This window comes from Bacteriovorax sp. Seq25_V (genome assembly GCF_000447795.1).
Taxonomy (GTDB): Bacteria; Bdellovibrionota; Bacteriovoracia; order Bacteriovoracales; family Bacteriovoracaceae; genus Halobacteriovorax_A.
Genome location: NZ_AUNI01000019.1, coordinates 236,718 through 253,129 on the forward strand (window position 1 = coordinate 236,718; position 16,412 = coordinate 253,129).

At 35.9% G+C, this 16,412-nt stretch carries 18 protein-coding genes and 1 riboswitch; of the genes, 6 read left to right on the plus strand and 12 right to left on the minus strand.

Translation table 11 applies throughout. From position 1 onward, the window contains the following. The first annotated feature begins 43 nt into the window (after positions 1–43). The 4 genes from M900_RS12505 to M900_RS12520 all read left to right on the plus strand — a co-directional run bounded on the left by M900_RS12505 (position 44) and on the right by M900_RS12520 (position 3,196). The gene (locus M900_RS12505) at positions 44–292 is read left to right on the plus strand and encodes a hypothetical protein (protein ID WP_021275106.1); all 249 of its coding nucleotides are present in this window, start codon (positions 44–46) and stop codon (positions 290–292) included. A gap of 92 nt (positions 293–384) precedes the next feature. Then, positions 385–1,278 (plus strand): hypothetical protein, encoded by an 894-nt coding sequence (locus M900_RS12510; protein WP_021275218.1) that lies wholly within the window; start codon positions 385–387, stop codon positions 1,276–1,278. 10 nt (positions 1,279–1,288) lie between these two features. Then, complete coding sequence (locus M900_RS12515; RefSeq protein WP_034732620.1) at positions 1,289–2,659, plus strand: hypothetical protein; 1,371 nt, start codon at positions 1,289–1,291, stop codon at positions 2,657–2,659. Between the two features lie 183 nt (positions 2,660–2,842). Then, positions 2,843–3,196, plus strand: coding sequence for a hypothetical protein (locus tag M900_RS12520; RefSeq protein ID WP_021275243.1), 354 nt, complete (start codon positions 2,843–2,845; stop codon positions 3,194–3,196). A 427-nt stretch (positions 3,197–3,623) separates the two neighbouring features. Here the strand turns inward: M900_RS12520 and M900_RS12525 are convergent, their stop codons facing one another. Further along, positions 3,624–3,941 carry a hypothetical protein gene (locus M900_RS12525; RefSeq protein ID WP_021275250.1) on the minus strand — a complete coding sequence of 106 codons (318 nt, stop codon included), beginning with the start codon at positions 3,939–3,941 and terminating at the stop codon, positions 3,624–3,626. Further along, entirely contained in the window at positions 3,938–5,644 is a 1,707-nt protein-coding gene (locus M900_RS12530; protein WP_034732622.1) for a DUF4105 domain-containing protein, read from the minus strand. The genes M900_RS12525 and M900_RS12530 overlap by 4 nt, the downstream gene beginning before the upstream one ends. Positions 5,645–5,822: 178 nt before the next feature. Here M900_RS12530 and M900_RS12535 point away from each other — a divergent pair, with 178 nt between their 5' ends. Beyond that, the gene (locus M900_RS12535) at positions 5,823–6,644 is read left to right on the plus strand and encodes a hypothetical protein (RefSeq protein ID WP_034732623.1); all 822 of its coding nucleotides are present in this window, start codon (positions 5,823–5,825) and stop codon (positions 6,642–6,644) included. Positions 6,645–6,725: 81 nt separating this feature from the next. Here M900_RS12535 and M900_RS12540 read toward each other — a convergent pair whose 3' ends face one another. Continuing rightward, positions 6,726–7,169: a hypothetical protein gene (locus tag M900_RS12540; protein ID WP_021275195.1), complete on the minus strand. Its 444-nt coding sequence runs from the start codon at positions 7,167–7,169 to the stop codon at positions 6,726–6,728. A gap of 208 nt (positions 7,170–7,377) precedes the next feature. Between M900_RS12540 and M900_RS12545 the strand changes: the two genes are divergently transcribed. Then, on the plus strand, positions 7,378–7,665 hold the full coding sequence (locus M900_RS12545; protein ID WP_021275252.1) for a hypothetical protein: 288 nt from the start codon (positions 7,378–7,380) through the stop codon (positions 7,663–7,665). 30 nt (positions 7,666–7,695) lie between these two features. Here the strand turns inward: M900_RS12545 and M900_RS12550 are convergent, their stop codons facing one another. The 9 genes from M900_RS12550 to asd form a co-directional block, all read right to left on the minus strand. Further along, a complete protein-coding gene (locus M900_RS12550) occupies positions 7,696–8,022 on the minus strand; it encodes a hypothetical protein (protein WP_021275178.1) in 327 nt (108 codons plus the stop codon). 9 nt (positions 8,023–8,031) lie between these two features. After that, positions 8,032–8,769, minus strand: a complete 738-nt coding sequence (locus M900_RS12555) for a hypothetical protein (protein ID WP_021275095.1) — start codon at positions 8,767–8,769, stop codon at positions 8,032–8,034. A gap of 2 nt (positions 8,770–8,771) precedes the next feature. Continuing rightward, positions 8,772–9,323, minus strand: a complete 552-nt coding sequence (locus M900_RS12560; protein WP_021275188.1) for a hypothetical protein — start codon at positions 9,321–9,323, stop codon at positions 8,772–8,774. A gap of 3 nt (positions 9,324–9,326) precedes the next feature. Next, positions 9,327–10,097, minus strand: a complete 771-nt coding sequence (locus M900_RS12565) for a hypothetical protein (RefSeq protein ID WP_034732625.1) — start codon at positions 10,095–10,097, stop codon at positions 9,327–9,329. A gap of 139 nt (positions 10,098–10,236) precedes the next feature. Continuing rightward, on the minus strand, positions 10,237–10,737 hold the full coding sequence (locus M900_RS12570) for a hypothetical protein (RefSeq protein WP_021275056.1): 501 nt from the start codon (positions 10,735–10,737) through the stop codon (positions 10,237–10,239). Between the two features lie 167 nt (positions 10,738–10,904). Further along, positions 10,905–13,070, minus strand: coding sequence for an ATP-binding protein (locus tag M900_RS17295; RefSeq protein ID WP_021275225.1), 2,166 nt, complete (start codon positions 13,068–13,070; stop codon positions 10,905–10,907). 5 nt (positions 13,071–13,075) lie between these two features. Continuing rightward, a complete protein-coding gene (locus M900_RS12580; RefSeq protein WP_021275149.1) occupies positions 13,076–14,110 on the minus strand; it encodes a sugar ABC transporter substrate-binding protein in 1,035 nt (344 codons plus the stop codon). 62 nt (positions 14,111–14,172) lie between these two features. Next, entirely contained in the window at positions 14,173–14,922 is a 750-nt protein-coding gene (locus M900_RS12585; RefSeq protein ID WP_021275084.1) for a phytanoyl-CoA dioxygenase family protein, read from the minus strand. A 91-nt stretch (positions 14,923–15,013) separates the two neighbouring features. Beyond that, a complete protein-coding gene (gene asd / locus M900_RS12590; RefSeq protein ID WP_021275268.1) occupies positions 15,014–16,111 on the minus strand; it encodes an aspartate-semialdehyde dehydrogenase in 1,098 nt (365 codons plus the stop codon). Between the two features lie 104 nt (positions 16,112–16,215). Then, positions 16,216–16,402, plus strand: a riboswitch (Lysine riboswitch). The last annotated feature ends 10 nt before the right edge of the window (positions 16,403–16,412 follow it).

Consider the following 16,412-nt stretch of genomic DNA (forward strand, 5'->3'; position numbering starts at 1 on the left):
CAAACATAAACTTAAAAGTAAGTAGCTGTGGACAAATTGTGATGTGACAATTTTAGGGCCACAAAAAACTTTTAATTGGATTAGGGGAAGGGATATTATCGGTCGTCCGATCGAAAATATTTCCTTTAATGATATGATTACTAAGTACTCATACGACAAGAATAATCAGCTACTGGAATTAGAAAATTTAGATCATCAAGATAAGATAATCTCTACGTTTGATTACTCATATAATGAGATTGGAAATATTACTTCTCTTACTCAGACACTTAATCTTGGAAAGCAAGGGTGATAATCAATAATCGAAATCAAGAAAAAATATTTTGAAAGAAATAATCGTGTGATACAATTTTGCTAGAAAATTTTATCACAAGGATGTTGATTTTGAGAATTTCATTAGTTTCTCTTATTTTCTTATTACTTTTATCAAGTTGTGCTAGTGGCCCAACTTTCTACGATCTGAAAAATACTGATGATCAAATTTCCTATTCAAATGAAAAATTAAAATTTGCAATTGAGCACATAAGGAAGGAGATATTTGGGGCAAAGGATAATTGGCCGGTCATTTATTCCACAAAAAGCAATACTAATTTTTTATTTGGAGAGAAACTTCAAATTTTAGACATCTCTTTTATTCTCAATGCCGTTGAACAAGGTAAGTACGTTTCAGAAGTCGCACATACTATTGATAACCAAACATATGAGCAAATATATGGAAAGTGGACTGTGCCATATGGAATGGACCATTACGACAATGAACTCAATATGGCCGAGAATTACTCTTATTCTATTAAATCAAATCTCACAAATATTGCAGTCAAAACAAATATTCTCTTAAAAGGGGAGAATGGCAAGATTCAAAAATACACCACTGTAATTGATCTCAAATTATATTGTGGTGCAAATAAGTCAGATTCTTGTGAGCTAGATTCTAAAGTATCTGACTCTCCAGCAAGCTACATCAAAAACTTCTTAAATTCGAAAGTTACACGCATTGAAACATCAATAAGAACTAAGCTTGATACGATCTCCTTAAATGACCCTTTAAAGGAGTTTAGAGACCAGCATGATATCCTCTCGCGCCTTCAACGCCGTATGGTTTGGTATGGAATGAAGAAAGAAGTTTTTAACCTCTATGGAATATCTGAGAAATCAGGAAGCTTTACATGTGACCAAAGAAGTATGAGCTGTCTTTCTGGCTATCATGATATTTCCTTCAATGATGGCCTTGTTTCAAATTTTAAATTCAAAGTCCAAGATAGAAAAGTTGGAATATAGGATAATCATCATGAAGAACCTGTTTTTAAGCAGTTTAATTTTATTTTCGCTTCAAAATGCGAGTGCAAATTCCTTAACAAAATGGGAAGCCAGTATTGACATCCCTCAGTCTGTTTATCGCGTATCAAAAATTACGGATAATAGATCTGTGCAGTATGAGATAGCGGCCTATGAAGCGGCAATGGATCTTTTAAAAATTGCGAAGGCCAATACCAAGCTTGGAAACTCTTTTAAGGCCCTACAGTTCCTGGCCCTCGCGACCCATCTTTTTCCTTATCGTGACGATATCGTCAATACGTTTAAAAGAACACTAAGCTCTTATATTGATGAAACAAATGCTCTTATTAGTGCAAAAAATATTGAATGCGGTGATCTTAAAAATAGGGTAGCGTTTATCTCTTCTATTTCGCCAAAAGAAGCGTCTCGCTTGAGAAATAATGAAAGCTGTTTTATCAAAGAAGACAATCGCCTTTTAACTCTTGACCAGATTGATCTCACTCAGTGGATAGATCAGAGCAAGCAGCTTCAAAAAAGTTCATCGACAATTTCTAAGGCGGCATCGATGCATGATACTCCAACAGATGATCTTTTTCTGTTGGCCCAAAAGATGCAAAAAAATGCGAAAATGGACGCCGAAGAAGCGAATAAGGTATATGACTTAAAGTTTCCAAAAGTTGAGATTCTTGTTAATGCAATGAAGGTGTTGGGACAATTTTCATTTATGGCCAACTCTCCAAAAGTTGAAACAATCAATGACGGCGACGTTATCTTAACGGGAAGTTATTACGCCAATAAGTTCTCAAGTTTTACCTATGAAGGACTTTGTCGCACAATCGCCCCTTATTTTTCACTGCCACCAAGGCAGTCAGGTATAACATATTCCATAGGCAAGGCCACGTGTGGTTACACAAAGTCATATGATCGAAATAAAAAAAATCTTGAGAAGTTTCTAATCGGGGATTGGCAGTTTGAGAATGTACAACTAAACCTAATGCCTAATACATCAAAGTATATAAGTGATGACCCTAAGGGAAAAACTGCACTTTTTAGATTTCTTCCACGTATTCTCGATATGAAACTTTCATATATCTACGGCAACGGGGAAAGGAGAGATTCTACTTTCCAAGTTCAGATCAAGGATATGCTAGACTTTTTTGGCTGGGTTCATTTCCCTGAACTCATAAATGAAGATCAAGGTATTCTAAAGCCAGAGCTTTTAAATAATAACGCTCATATTGTATTCTTGAATGGTAATCGCTTTGCCATACCAGTTCCTGATCTTCAAAAATTAAAAGGGCTTAAGGCCGTCGAAATTGCCTTTGATGCTGAAACGACATTTAAAAGAATGGTCAAGATGCTAGATATTAAGCTTAAGCAGTAATCAACTAATGCGAGGGGATTTAAAAGTAGTTTTAATCCCTTGGCCCCCATAATTGTTCCTAGACTTACTCTGTATATTTTTTTGACAGGTCTAAAACTATTACAAGATCTTCACCGTTCATTTATATTCTCTGGCAATATAAAGACAGACATCAAATTTTAGATGAACCCCCAGGAGATTTTTATGAAAAAGATAATTATTGCATTAGTTCTATCATCAGTTTCAGCAGTAACATTTGCTAATTCAAGAGCATACGATCTAGCTAATGAGGCCCAATCAAAAATTCAATCAGAAAGGGAAGCTAAAGAGTCTTGGGAAAGTCGTATGAGTGAGATCGTTCACAGAGCAGCGCTTATGACAGATGTAAAAATCAATTGCTCAAGTTCAGGACAAGAAAAAATACAAAATCTAATCTCGGATTTTAACGGTGAATTAAAAGCTGAATATGAAAGTATTTTTAGTTGCGAAGGAGCAATTGAAAAGGCCTTAGATGGAGGAATTTCCGAATCAGAAATTAGGAAAGAATTAGGTCTATAAGAATTTTAAGACTTCACATATTGGCGGAGAGTAATTATCTCTGCCAATTTTCCTATTACGAGATCTTCTCAAGATAAAATTAGAGTAGTAAAAGTGTACCCAAAAGCTAGACGAGGGGAAATTAATTCACCCCATATAATATTCGTTATATGGGGTAAGGTTGCCGCGCACTTCGATTTTCTATCTTTTTTATCTCCATAGCTTAGCTTTGCTGTGTGCTTGTTGTTCACACAATTACTATTTCAGTTAGACCAATCTCTTAGATTCTGCGTTATCTCACTAACGATAAACTTCTATGAATAAAAACATAACTCAGGTAACGAAAAATTTCGTCACAGATAGATAAGATTTCGGAAAAATTTAATTATAAGAAGATCACAAAATAACTTATAAAAGCGATATTGTGATCTTCCCACTGTATTACATTTTATTCTTCTAGCGATTCAGTAACTGCTGCCCTAAGAACTTCTAAATCACTTAGGTTTTCATATTCTTGACTCTCTAAACGCAGCTTACCAACTAAATCTTCTAGCTCTGGCGAAAGATTTGAATCATCATTTAAAACCAATACCTCGAGCATTTCTTTTTGAACCTCAGGTGAAACTTTATGCTTTTTGCAAATCCCACCAGATAAAGAAAATGTGGTTAACATTAGTGGTGTTATAGTTGCTTCTCGTGAAATTTCATTTGCGGTAACAAAAGAAGGCGCTAGCGCAACTAAGCTAAGTAATAATAATTTTTTCATCTGTGGCTCCTTTGATAGTTTTTAAGCATATTTATAATTGTTGAATGATTTTGTTTTGTTTTATCTAGTTCATCTTTAGCATTAACGGCCTCAATTGACTTTGGCTCCTGTTGTAATGCAATCTCATACAATTCCTGTATTTCATCAAGTCCTAGCGCAGGTCTCTCGTTTAGGCTCGAATCAATTTTTTTAATACCATATCCTCGCCGTTTATCTCTCCTATCTGAAAATGTGACAGTTTCTAGATCAACTGATAAATCATTACGCTTTGTTAAGATATTAAAATAGTCTTGAGAAGCCTTAAGTAGGGCTATGTTTTCGGCCAATAGAAGAATGAACAACTCATTTTCTTTTTTCGCATTGATAATAAATTCTTCCCTGTCTTGTGCTTTTAGTGCAATGTAGTTCTTTGCTTCCATTCTGATTCCAAGCTTACGAAGTCCTTTTGAAAGCACTGTATCACCACTGATATGTGTTATATTACGTTTGTCAATTCTCCCAAACTTGAGGAGAAACTCTGTTATCCCCTTTGGTGTATCGATATTTTGAGCATAAATATTTTTGTCATCGAATGCGTACTTGAAAAGTCTCAGAAGCTCAGATGAACAATTATTTGTAATAAATTTATAATTTCCCTGATACTCCCAAAAGTTTTCCAAAAGAAATCTTAACAACCTTGTCTTTTCTGTTCTGTTCAATTTTAAAGGATACTCGGTGATATCTCTAAGTTCGATTACATTATACTGAATTTTTGTAAGTGCGTAGTCTGTTCCTCGAAGCTTTGATTGATACTTTCCTGTTAGGCCAGAGTACAAAGAATAAGTACTCCCTGCAATATCTGCGACAAAGCTAAATGTGTACTTATTTGTTTTTGAGCAATTATTATTTGAGCAAAGCTCTAATAATAATTGCGCGTGTCCAAAACTTGAAGCTATGTCATCACCTTCCCCTGAGAATAGATACGAGACCCCCTTAACATTGTCAGGAGAAATATTTATTGTCTCCAAACCTCGTGAAGTTGGTATTGTAATTTCCTCAGAATAGCACTTATATTTTCTCTCTCTACCCTCTTCTAAAACTCTAGAAAAAAAGTCAAACTTACTGGGGCGGTGACAGGCGTATTGTTCATCTAAAAAATAGAATTCAAAATTTACAGCAAAATTTTCTTTTATATTCTCATGTTCGTATATATCAGGAGAACGAGATGAATTTTTGTTAAGGAGAGTAATCTTCTCGACATCTAAAATTCTCTTTTTTGACTTGTGTTTTATATTTCTTTTCTCTGCATATGCTAAAGTGACATATTCGTCCATGGAGCTTACACGAAACTTTAAATCATAGACATGTGCTAATTCATGAACCAGTGTTGAGGTAAGCAGGTGTTCCCTATCTGTATAACGACAGTTCTCAAAACTCTCCTTTGGTAAGGAAAAAATATTTGAATTTATATATACAATCCCTTTTTTTGTCATACCAAAAACAGTTGATACATTAGTATTTTTGCAGAAGTTATGACTTATTGGAGCTAGTGGTTTCGAGACTATTTTTGTATTACTCTCTCTAAGATAATTACTCATCTTACTAGGCAGTCTCTCTATTATATCACCAGCAATCTGTGATAAGTAAATATCATTCTGTCCTGAAGCGGATACAAATTGAGCAAAATAAATAGTTATAAGTACTGGCAATAAATAAAATCTCATATTCAAGACTCAGCAATTTCAATGCCAAAAGTTTTCCTTGAATATCGAAAAAATTCTTAATCGCCCATGAAAGATTGTCTAAAGATTAGACAAATGTCCAAAGAACTCTCAAAGACCATTAGAGTTTAATCAGTAGCTAATAGATTAATTTTTTTTGTCTCTAGACGATAAGCGAAGTATGCTCAAGCTCAGATTTTATCTTCTATTCTGTCTATTTTCTTTTCTTATAAGTTTCTTTTATTTTAATGATTCACTAAATGATCGCACTCCTGCATCAGAGAGTGCAAAAAATTGTCATTCAATAGTTAATGAATTAGCTTCTCAACAGTCTCATATTCTACAAAATTTTGAGATCCTCGGACTTAGAACTAGATCAGATCAGGATCTTAACGATGGAATTATTTATCAGACAAGAATTTTAGATCGTGAAGCTGATACGAGGGCCGCGACTATTTGGTTTGGAAAACAGAATAAGACTCTCCGTTTTGATATATATATAGAGGAAGATTATCGCTCAAGGGGCATGTACTCTTACTTAATGAGTGAAATACTGAAGAGGTTTAAAGACGTTGAAAATATTCCATCAAGAATGAATATTCACAACTCTGCAAATGCCCGGATATTTTTCTCAACATTAGATGAGTATGAAAATGATCTCTCTGTAGCGAGAATTAAAAATATGGCAATAAAGAAACGAAGAGTTTTATACCAAAATATTATTTCAGCATATAAAAATATGCCTTCGAGCCGTGCAAGAGCAAAAAATGGATTTAAAGGTGTCAAGACAATCATTATAGAAAATGACGTAAGCGGCATTGCTTTCAATTCTACAAATAGGCTTCACGAAACAGATATTATCATTAAAGATATTACTCAAGATAAAAGAATAATAAGTTATCATTTAAGTAGCGATGGAAAGTTTAAACCTGTAGAGTTCACTAACTTCGACTTAAAGGACTATCTTACACACGAGCATTCCCCGTCAAAGGTATTATTTTAAATAACTCTTCAAATGAAGAGCAAAAGTTGATGTGATTAGTTTGTAATGAACTGAATTCACATCATCTTTTACTAAAAAATATTAGATCCTAGTGCAAGTTTCGATATAACCAAGATTTGGATCAGTGCCCATTTTGTTAATTATTTGAATATCTCCATTACTAGCCTTAATAATGTCAGACAGAACAGAAGTTTCGTGCTCTAACATAAATTCTTCTCCTGAGTCTGCATGTTTGGCAGGTGTCTGTGAGGCTACTGTTACAATCATTTTAGCTTGATCAATGTCTGCACATGTGATCGCCCCTTTTGTTCCTTCAATGATCTCTATTTCTTCGTGTCCAAATGTCAAATCAAAAGGTTCACTTACAAATCTCATTTTGCCATCTGTATTACTAATAACTAGCTCATATGAATCAATATTATCTAACTCAGGCACGCACTTATAGACACCGGCGAGTCCAGAGCAGTCCTGAGCATAAGCATTAGTCAAAATGATCAACATTGTACTTAATAAGAATTCTTTCATGAGATTATCTCCATACGTAATAGTTAAGTATTTGAGAGAATTTTAGCAGGCCGAACAAATATTACATTAGTTTGTGAAATATTTACTGCGCTGTACAAAAAGTGAACACTGCCACATTTTAATAAGTTGGAGCTCACAACGAAGTGCGTATGCAAAAATGGAAATATCTCTGCTATAACCCGTTCACGCAAAACATATGGGAGTGATTATGAAAAATTTAGTAAAATCTTTAATTCTAGCGTTCGTTATTTCAAATGCTTATGCTACAGTACTTGAAAATTGCATTATTGATGCACAGGAAATTTGTCAGGAACTTAGAGGAACAGACTTTCAAAAGTGTTTCAATGAAATGTTAAATCAGTGCTTAGACGATAGAAACTATTTAATCGATGGGGTTGCTACGGAAGAAGATAGAGTTAGCGCTTGCTATGATAAGTGCAGTAACTACACTGAGCCAACAATGAGACATATTTGTTATAACGAGTGTAAGAAATAATCAAGGCCACACAAGTGGCCTTTTTTTATACTAATCCCATTTAGAGAAAAGCAAAATTGCCTGATGTGGCTCGGCCATTTGAGATGCCATAACCTGGTAGATACCCTCTTCCCCATGATAAACGCACATTAAAGAAGATCCAATAGAAGTTTGAATAATCTTAGATTCATTAACTCTTTTGATTTTTAGTTCTGAACAATTTCCTTCAATCATCGCGTCTTTAATGAAATTGGCACAAGATTCATTCCACTTGGATGGATAATCAATCCATTTCTTTGAATAAGTTATTTCTTCACAATTATTCGCAAAAATCGATGCACTTAGAATCAATACAGCGACCATTCTTTTTAAAATCATATCTATCTCCTATTCTCTATATTTTCCGTTTTCTTCACCACCGGGAAACCAACACTCAGGGCGTTCTAGCCCTAATATTCCGTTAATCATTGTATCCAGACGACACTGGGATTCAGGATAATAACTCGGTGATGTATTCAAATTTAATTGGATATGTGTAGAGAAAATATCAAAGCTAACTAAATCGCCAAGATTTTTAAAGTAGGAGATATCGCTTTCGAGGGCAAACATCATACGCTCACACTCTCCTATCTCATAACTCCCCTGCTTCTCACAAAGCTTTGTGTAGACATCTTTTGCTACATATGCAGTTTTTGAAGTTAAGAAATTTAGTGCTAATGGAAGACACTTTGCAGTCGCAAAATAATCCGATTGTCCCTCGGTGGAACTTCCAGAATCCTTATGAGGCGTCCCTCCAATACCATGTCCCATTTCGTGGCAGCCAGTAACCAGAAGGCCCTCAGGCGTCATATCTGCAAGCCTTACAAAACCACCCATGAGATATAAATTATGCTCAACAATGCCGTCCATTTCGACCTTTACATACGAAGCGTGAACCATATCGATGTCCCACCAGTACGTCTCGGAGAGTCCAGGAATCGGCTTGTTAATCTTTAATGTATCAGTAGGATTTTCTTTAAGGATTTCAAAGGTCTTGAAAAGGGCCTGTTTAACATCTTGAAGCTCAAGATAGCTCACACTAGCAAAAGTATTAAAAACAAATGTAAGTGCGAGCAGTATTTTCATTCTTAGTTTTCGCAGTAAGGGATTACGTAGTCTTTATCAAAAAGTTCTTTTTCAACTTTTCTATCATTGTCACGACCACCTCTACTTTCGACTATATATTTTATCTTTACGTTCTTTACCGTAGTTTGATTAACTGTAATCGGAACCCTCTTGCAATTCTTATCGTGATTATTGCAAACCTCTCGCCATGATTCATACACAAGGGGATATCTGTCGTACTCATAACCAACTATTACATTTGTATAACCATCACGATCTCCATCATTATCAAGATGACGAGATACTCTACGCCTTTCATATTGTGGACGTTTTTCAATTGTTCTAAATTCATCACCATCAATACACACCTGGAAAGCACTATTTGGATAACCAGTAAAGACATAATCACCACTGATTTGTAGATTCCAATTTTTCTTAACAGCATCTCTTACTTGAGTCCAAGATGAATCTGGTCCAATTCCGATCTTACCTTTTCCTGGTTTTGATCCGCCTGAAATTCCACCCGTTCCACCGAGAGCTAAAATAGATACCAATAAAGTTACTAGTAATTTCATTTCTTATTTTTCCTGTAAAGTATCTGTAACCGCAAAGGTAAATGCTCTTTTGAGCCCTTTTGCGCCTTCCTTGTTTGCTAATTCTACTTTTTCTCTAAATGCGCGTTCATCAATTTTTAACCACTGATCATAGGCCTCATCACTTAGGCCCTCAGCGTAGAAAGCAATAAGATTATTGCCAAACTCTTCTGCATTTTGAGGTTTACTATATTTCTCAATCAGAGAAAGTCCAATGCGCTTTAGTGTCTTTGCACTAAAATTCGCCTGATTTTCCCCGACTGTATACTGCCCATTGCTAAGTCTCTTAAGCGCCTTCATCTCAATCATACGCTCAAGTGTAATCATTCCACTCATTCCATAACGATACTGAATCAGCTCATTCGTTATTGGAGAACACGACGCTAGAAAATAAATCTCAGCAAATGTTTTGTCATAGTAAATTTCAGACTCAATATTTTGAAGATAAGAAATATTCTGTGAATTTTTGTTTGGATTTACTTTGCTAATTTCTTCTCTTACAACGGCCGGGACTAACTCCATTAAGAGAGAGTCATTTGTTGTTTCAAAAATCGCGCGATATAATTTATAGAGTGTTTGATATGTAGGCTTGTTCTCCTTCCCTAGTAAGCGGTATAGAGTTCGCTCACTCACTTCCATCTTTGCCGACAAAAGTCTAATCCCAATCTTGACGCTCTTGTACTCACTGACTTTCGCATTTAAGTCAGAGGCCACTTGGTCCATAAGATTTAAGGGGTGGTGATTATCTATCTTCATGATGGTCGCTTATAGCATAGATAGTGAAAACGTTCTAAGTTAATTGAATTATTTTCACTATCTATATACGCACAACAAAACTTTATTCGGGAGAGTGTGTAAGTATTTTGGGGCACTTACACACCTTTGGAATCAATAATTAGTTACAAGCTGGGATTACGTATGTTTTTGTAAAAAGAGCTTTGTAAACATCGTCACGATCGTGTCCACCTCTTCTAACAACTTTAGAAACTGTGAAGTCTTTTTCTAGATCTTGGTGAACTGTATATGGAACTCTTCTACAGTTCTTGTCTCTGTTGTTACATACTTCTTTGTATGAAGTGTAAACGATTGGGTAAGTAAGGAATTCTTCACCAACTTTTACACTTGTCCAACCATCTCTTTCACCATCATTGTCACGGTGTCTTGGAACTCTAACTGTTTTGTAAACTGGGAATTTTCTTGTCGTTGTAAAGTTGTCACCATCAATACATACGTCAAATGCAGAAATTGGTTGACCAACAAATACTGGTCCGTAGTTCATAGTAAGGTTAACATCAGCTTTTACAGCTGCTTTAATTTCTTCCCATGAAGAGTTTTCGTTGATTGCAAAAGTAGATACAGAAAGTAATGCTGCAGCTAAAGCGATAATTTTTTTCATAAAGCCTCCGGTTTATTATGTGTTAAAAACACTGTTCAATTTGTTTGGTGAGACAGTTCTAAACAACGTGATACGGAAGCGCAAAAAATTGAAACCTTTCAATATTCTTTTTAAGACATTGTCACAGATTTTGTGAATTTCGATGACATCGGGTACTTTTGTGTCAGCTAGGAAAGGTTTGTTCTAATAAAATCAACTATATCGGACTTCTTAAATGGTTTTAGTAAATAACCGCTAAATCCCTGATCACGATACTCGTCGAGCTGCTCTTTGAAAACATTGGCAGTGAAAGCAAAGATTTTAGTTGAGTCGAGATTATTCATTCTTTCAAATTCTCTAATCTCTTTTAGTGTTTGTACGCCGTCTAAACCTGGCATTTGAATATCCATCAGTACAAGATCATATTTATTGTCGATGACCATTGGAATTGAGTCAGCGCCGTTATCGCAGAAATCGATATTCACGCCCAGCTTAGACATGTAAAGATTCATTAGCTGTCGATTACTTTCCTCGTCATCAACCACAAGAATTTTTCTTTTGGAGAGATCAATATCTGAGAGTTCTTCTCCTTTTTGTCTCTTTGGCATAAGCTCAGATTCGTTAATCATTTTGAAATCAAGATCAAAATAAAATGTCGATCCAGTGCCAACCTCAGAGCTTACATGAATTGATCCACCCATCATCTGAATTAGTTTTCTTGTAATAGAAAGGCCTAGTCCTGTTCCTCCATAGTTACGAGAAATTGAATTATCAGCTTGAGAAAATTGCTCAAAAATATTTGTTAACTGCTCTTTGGCAATACCAATTCCTGTATCAGTGACACTAAAACGTAGACGCTCATACTCTCCATCACGACCAAGAAGTTTAACTCCTAATTCAATATACCCTTTTGGAGTGAACTTGATTGCATTACCAATTAAATTAATCAGAACCTGACGTAGACGAAGACTGTCTGTTACCACATCTTTGTGCACGTCATTTTCGAGGTTCATTCTAAACTCAATATTTTTCTCTTTTACCTGATGCTCGAAAATACCCGCGAGGTCTTCGCAAAGACTATCTATGGACATATTACCGTATTCTAGTTTGAAGTCTTTAGACTCAATTTTAGAGTAGTCTAAGATATCATTAATCAGGGCCAAGAGGTTTTCACTAGCGCCCATGGCCGTCTTGATATATTTTTCTTGTGTATCACTCAGGATACTGTCCTCAAGTAGACCAAGGAAGCCGATAATTGACGTTAAAGGAGTGCGAATCTCGTGAGACATGGTTGCCAGAAAAGAGGTTTTGGCTTCAGAAGCTTTCTTTGCTTCATATGTACGCATCTCAAGTTCTTTTCTAAACTTATTTTCCTCACTTGTATTAATTCCAATAGTACAATAGTTCTCTTCATTCGAATTTTTATCTGTAATCTTGAACGAAATAGTTGTGTAAACTTCCTCTGACTCTCCATTCATAAAAACAAATTCTTTTCGAAATAGTGAATCTCCTCTCCTTAAATGTTCATCAATTTCAGAGAAAGTAAACTTCCACTGATTTAAATAAGACTTACGAACAAGGTTAGAACGAAATTGTTGTTCAAAAATTTCACGATAATGACTCGAGGCCTCAACGATTTCCCCTGATTTTTTTCTGATAATTATATTAACAGGAGCATATTTTAGAAGGCCGTTGAATGTCTGAGCTAGGTTATTGACTGGTCTGGAGAGTTTCTGAGAAAAGTGTAGCGCAAATGTAAGAGCAATTAGTGAAGTAAATGCACCAATTAGAAGAGAAATAATAACATTTCGATTTAGTTTTTCTTCAACGTTAGCACTAGAAACCCCAACGATAATAATCCCGCTTTTGGTATTATCAAAGTCCGCACGGTACGGCATGACCATTTGGTGGTATGAGAGATCCTCACAACATGTTTCATTAGAGAATAGATACTTATCTGAGATATCATTCAAATGGTCACCGTGGGCCATGAGATCAAGATAACTATTAACATCAAACTTGAGTGCTGTTTTAAAATTTGGTTTTTTAGAAAGAGCGATAACTTTATTGTCTTCTGAGAGAATGTAAATGAAGAGAATGTCTTTCTCTCTTTCAATAATAGAGTCCGCAAAGATTTGAGCGTGATATTTTCCAGAGAAACTAATTCTATCTATTGAGAGTTGAAGTGTGTTGACAAGAGATTTTGTTAGCTGTTTCTGTGTCTCAGTAATTGTTGTTTTAAAAACTGTGTGACTAAAGTAGAGAATTGAAATAATGATAAAGATAATCAGCGTGAAAAATGTTGCTGTAATCTTCGCATTAATTGAATGTAAGTTAGACCGATTATCGTTCATCTGTTTTATTTTTTACTCTCTACAAATTTATTGTTCCAATATTCATTTTTCCAAGGCTTTTTAAATGGCCTTGGAATTTCACCATCCCAACCAGGGTAGTCTTTCACTGTGTCCTTGGTTATCGGAAAAACAGGCACTAACACTTTAGTCGGAATAGACTTTCCATGAAGATAATTAAAAAGAATTTCAAATGATTTTGCCCCAAGTTGCCCACAGAACTGCGCTGTATTGATAACAATATTCTTACCTGCTTTTAACAGAGCGATCGACTCAGGATCTCCATCAATCGTTGCAATCTTAATTTCATCTCTTTTAGCCGCGATTATTTTTTTGGTCATAGAAACCCCACCACCGTCATTGATGGTAAATATAACGTCAATTGAACTTTTAAATGGAAAGTCTCGAAGGATTTCATCCCCTGCATTTGCACCCGAGACAGGCTCTACAGCGACATAGGTTTTTAAAATTTTAAACTTCTGTCCATGTTCATTGAGCGCATCTATAAATCCATTAACTCTTTCAACCGTTGAAGAAACCATTGGGTATTCAACAAGAATTAAGCGAATTTCAAAATTATCATCAAATAATGAAGCAATATACTCACCATTGAGATAACCGGCCTGATAGTTATTAGATGTAATAAAGCTTGTCATCTTTCCCTGTAGGATAAATTGATCGTAAGCAACAACAGGAATATTTCGTTGATTTGCAAGCTTTAAAGGTTTTACGAGAGCAGCGATATTTGTTGGTTGAATAATAATTGCATCTACATTCTTAGAAATCATTTGATACATCTGCTGAATTTGTTTTTCTACTCCGGCTTCGCCATCGCCAGCAACTTCCTCTATGAGTTTGTAGGTGTGTTTTTTATCTGCTTTTGTCAGTCGGTTAAATTCTTTATTTAAGCCCTTTCTCATCGAAACTTGACCTTCGATATTCATAGACCAGTAAAGTGCTCCAATACGAAATTCCTTCGCAAAAGACTGCGTGAAAGAAAGTGAAATAAAGATAAGAAATGAGATCGAAAGGGACCTAATCATAAGCTTAACTCGTTGTTTAGAAGTTTTATTTAGTATAACATCTAATCAATTTAAGTTAAGTATTATATTTCGATTTCGACACCTTTCCCCGCTCCTGGATATACCCGACTATTTGCCCCGGGATAAGCGAATCCATTAATCAAGATTCTTCTTGGGCTATCACTCTGGTTTACTTGTGAGCTATGGACGGTATAAGGACCAAAGAGAACGAGATCTCCGGGTTGCATGACGACTTCGACTTTTTCCATCTCATCTACTCGAGAAAGCCATTCGTTATTATTTTGTAGATCAAGGTGTCCTAGTTTATGACTATGAGGAATACAAAGTAGGGGCCCATTTTCAGGGAGCATTTCATCAATTGCTAAGATTGTTTGAACATAGCTTCCTTCTCCATTTACGTCTTTCCACATTTCTGTACCATAACGTCGATGTTCACTATCTTGATGCCACTTGAAAGCAACTTTTTGACCGGGCATTTTAAAATGAGCCTGGTTAATAATTTGATTGAGTTTATTTGTTCCTAGAAGTTGAGACACGGGTCTCGTGATACGCTCATCTCTAGCATATTTTAAAAGCTTATTCTCGACAGCCCCACACCAAACAATACGATTGAGATCACCTTTATCAAAGACAAAGTGTGCGCCGTTAATTTCTTTTGTGGTTTGGTTAAGCGTCTGTGAAATATCCCACAGAAGTTCGAAACTTTCTTTGATATCTTCGATTTCTTGTGGGCCAAAAAGTTCTCTTAAAATAAGAAAACCTCTTTCGTTGAATTCTTTAATTTGATCAATGGATATATCGTTTCTTTTCATACATCCATTATACGTGTGAGAATTGGTGGGAATAAATAGAAAATTATGGGGAAAAAAATTCTTCCCCCATATTAATAACTTAGCGTGAGAACTATAAAAGAATATTCAACATTCTTCGAAGTGGCTCAGCTGCACCCCAAAGAAGTTGGTCACCAGAAGTAAATACATTCAGATATTCAGGTCCAAGGTTCATCTTACGAACACGACCAACAACTGTTTTAAGTGTTCCCGTAACATATCGAGGGTTAAGTTTTTCTCTCGTCGCTTCAGGTGTATTTTCAACAAACTCAACCCAAGGGTTTGATTCTCTGATAATTGTCTCTATCTCATCAAGAGGAATATCTTTTTTAAGCTTGATCGTTAATGCTTGAGAGTGACATCTTAATGCTCCAACGCGAACACAAGTTCCGTCGATTGGGATTTGATTATTTTCTCGTCCTAAAATTTTATTTGTTTCTGAAACAGCTTTCCATTCTTCTTTTGTTTGCCCATTGTCCAGTGGCACATCAATCCAAGGAATCAGATTAAGAGCTAATGGAACGCCAAAGCACTCGCTATTTACTTCATTTGATCTTAGAAGCGAGCTTAAAGTACTATCGAGCTCTAGGATATTCCCGTCCATGAGTGGTTTTGCTGTTTCTCCAATTTGTCCCATCTGCGTAATAAGCTCTTTCATATGACGGGCACCACCACCTGATGCTGCTTGATATGTCATTGATGTCATCCACTCAACAAGATCGGCCTTAAAGAGTCCCCCAACACCCATAAGCATTAGAGACACTGTACAATTCCCGCCAACAAAGTCTTTTACTCCAGACTCGATTGCTTTTTCAATAACGTCCATATTGACTGGATCGAGGATAATGACAGCATCCTTGTCCATACGAAGCGCTGAGGCGGCATCAATCCAATATCCTTGCCACTTATGAGTTCTAAGTTTTGGATGAACTTCTTTTGTATAATCTCCACCTTGACATGAAATGATGATATCCATCTCACTTAGGGCCTCAACACTGAAAGCATCAGCAAGTGGCTTGGCCGTTCCAAGAATTTCTGGTCCAGTCTCTCCGGCCTGAGATGTCGAAAAAAATGTCGCATCGATTTTATTAAAATCACCTTCGGCTAACATTCTCTCGATTAATACAGAACCTACCATTCCTCTTTGACCGATAATACCAACTTTTTTCATAATGCTGAGTGCTCCTGAATATATTTTTTAAGAATATTCTTATTTATTTGATTTAAATTGACTACAAAATATTGCCAAGGCTTATTTATTCTTCTATCGTTTATGTGAACCAAAGAGGTGCAAGAGCGTAGTTAGAGTGTTGAAGATCGTGAACAGGTCATTGAAAACACTTAGAGGACGAACTTGCCGAAACGGCCAGACAATGTTCACAGCACGGCCGTTGGGGTTTAGGGTGGAAGCCTTAAACACTGTCATCTTAACGGATTTATAGGATGGAGCACTTTGGGGACGATTAGGCATG

Excerpts from the sequence above, each read along its gene's own strand:
- M900_RS12515 (WP_034732620.1), top strand. The coding sequence starts at position 1,289 with ATGAAGAACCTGTTTTTAAGCAGTTTAATTTTATTTTCGCTTCAAAAT.
- M900_RS12520 (WP_021275243.1), top strand. The coding sequence starts at position 2,843 with ATGAAAAAGATAATTATTGCATTAGTTCTATCATCAGTTTCAGCAGTA.
- M900_RS12525 (WP_021275250.1), bottom strand. The coding sequence starts at position 3,941 with ATGAAAAAATTATTATTACTTAGCTTAGTTGCGCTAGCGCCTTCTTTT.
- M900_RS12530 (WP_034732622.1), bottom strand. The coding sequence starts at position 5,644 with ATGAGATTTTATTTATTGCCAGTACTTATAACTATTTATTTTGCTCAA.
- M900_RS12535 (WP_034732623.1), top strand. The coding sequence starts at position 5,823 with ATGCTCAAGCTCAGATTTTATCTTCTATTCTGTCTATTTTCTTTTCTT.
- M900_RS12540 (WP_021275195.1), bottom strand. The coding sequence starts at position 7,169 with ATGAAAGAATTCTTATTAAGTACAATGTTGATCATTTTGACTAATGCT.
- M900_RS12545 (WP_021275252.1), top strand. The coding sequence starts at position 7,378 with ATGAAAAATTTAGTAAAATCTTTAATTCTAGCGTTCGTTATTTCAAAT.
- M900_RS12550 (WP_021275178.1), bottom strand. The coding sequence starts at position 8,022 with ATGATTTTAAAAAGAATGGTCGCTGTATTGATTCTAAGTGCATCGATT.
- M900_RS12555 (WP_021275095.1), bottom strand. The coding sequence starts at position 8,769 with ATGAAAATACTGCTCGCACTTACATTTGTTTTTAATACTTTTGCTAGT.
- M900_RS12560 (WP_021275188.1), bottom strand. The coding sequence starts at position 9,323 with ATGAAATTACTAGTAACTTTATTGGTATCTATTTTAGCTCTCGGTGGA.
- M900_RS12565 (WP_034732625.1), bottom strand. The coding sequence starts at position 10,097 with ATGAAGATAGATAATCACCACCCCTTAAATCTTATGGACCAAGTGGCC.
- M900_RS12570 (WP_021275056.1), bottom strand. The coding sequence starts at position 10,737 with ATGAAAAAAATTATCGCTTTAGCTGCAGCATTACTTTCTGTATCTACT.
- M900_RS17295 (WP_021275225.1), bottom strand. The coding sequence starts at position 13,070 with ATGAACGATAATCGGTCTAACTTACATTCAATTAATGCGAAGATTACA.
- M900_RS12580 (WP_021275149.1), bottom strand. The coding sequence starts at position 14,110 with ATGATTAGGTCCCTTTCGATCTCATTTCTTATCTTTATTTCACTTTCT.
- M900_RS12585 (WP_021275084.1), bottom strand. The coding sequence starts at position 14,922 with ATGAAAAGAAACGATATATCCATTGATCAAATTAAAGAATTCAACGAA.
- asd (WP_021275268.1), bottom strand. The coding sequence starts at position 16,111 with ATGAAAAAAGTTGGTATTATCGGTCAAAGAGGAATGGTAGGTTCTGTA.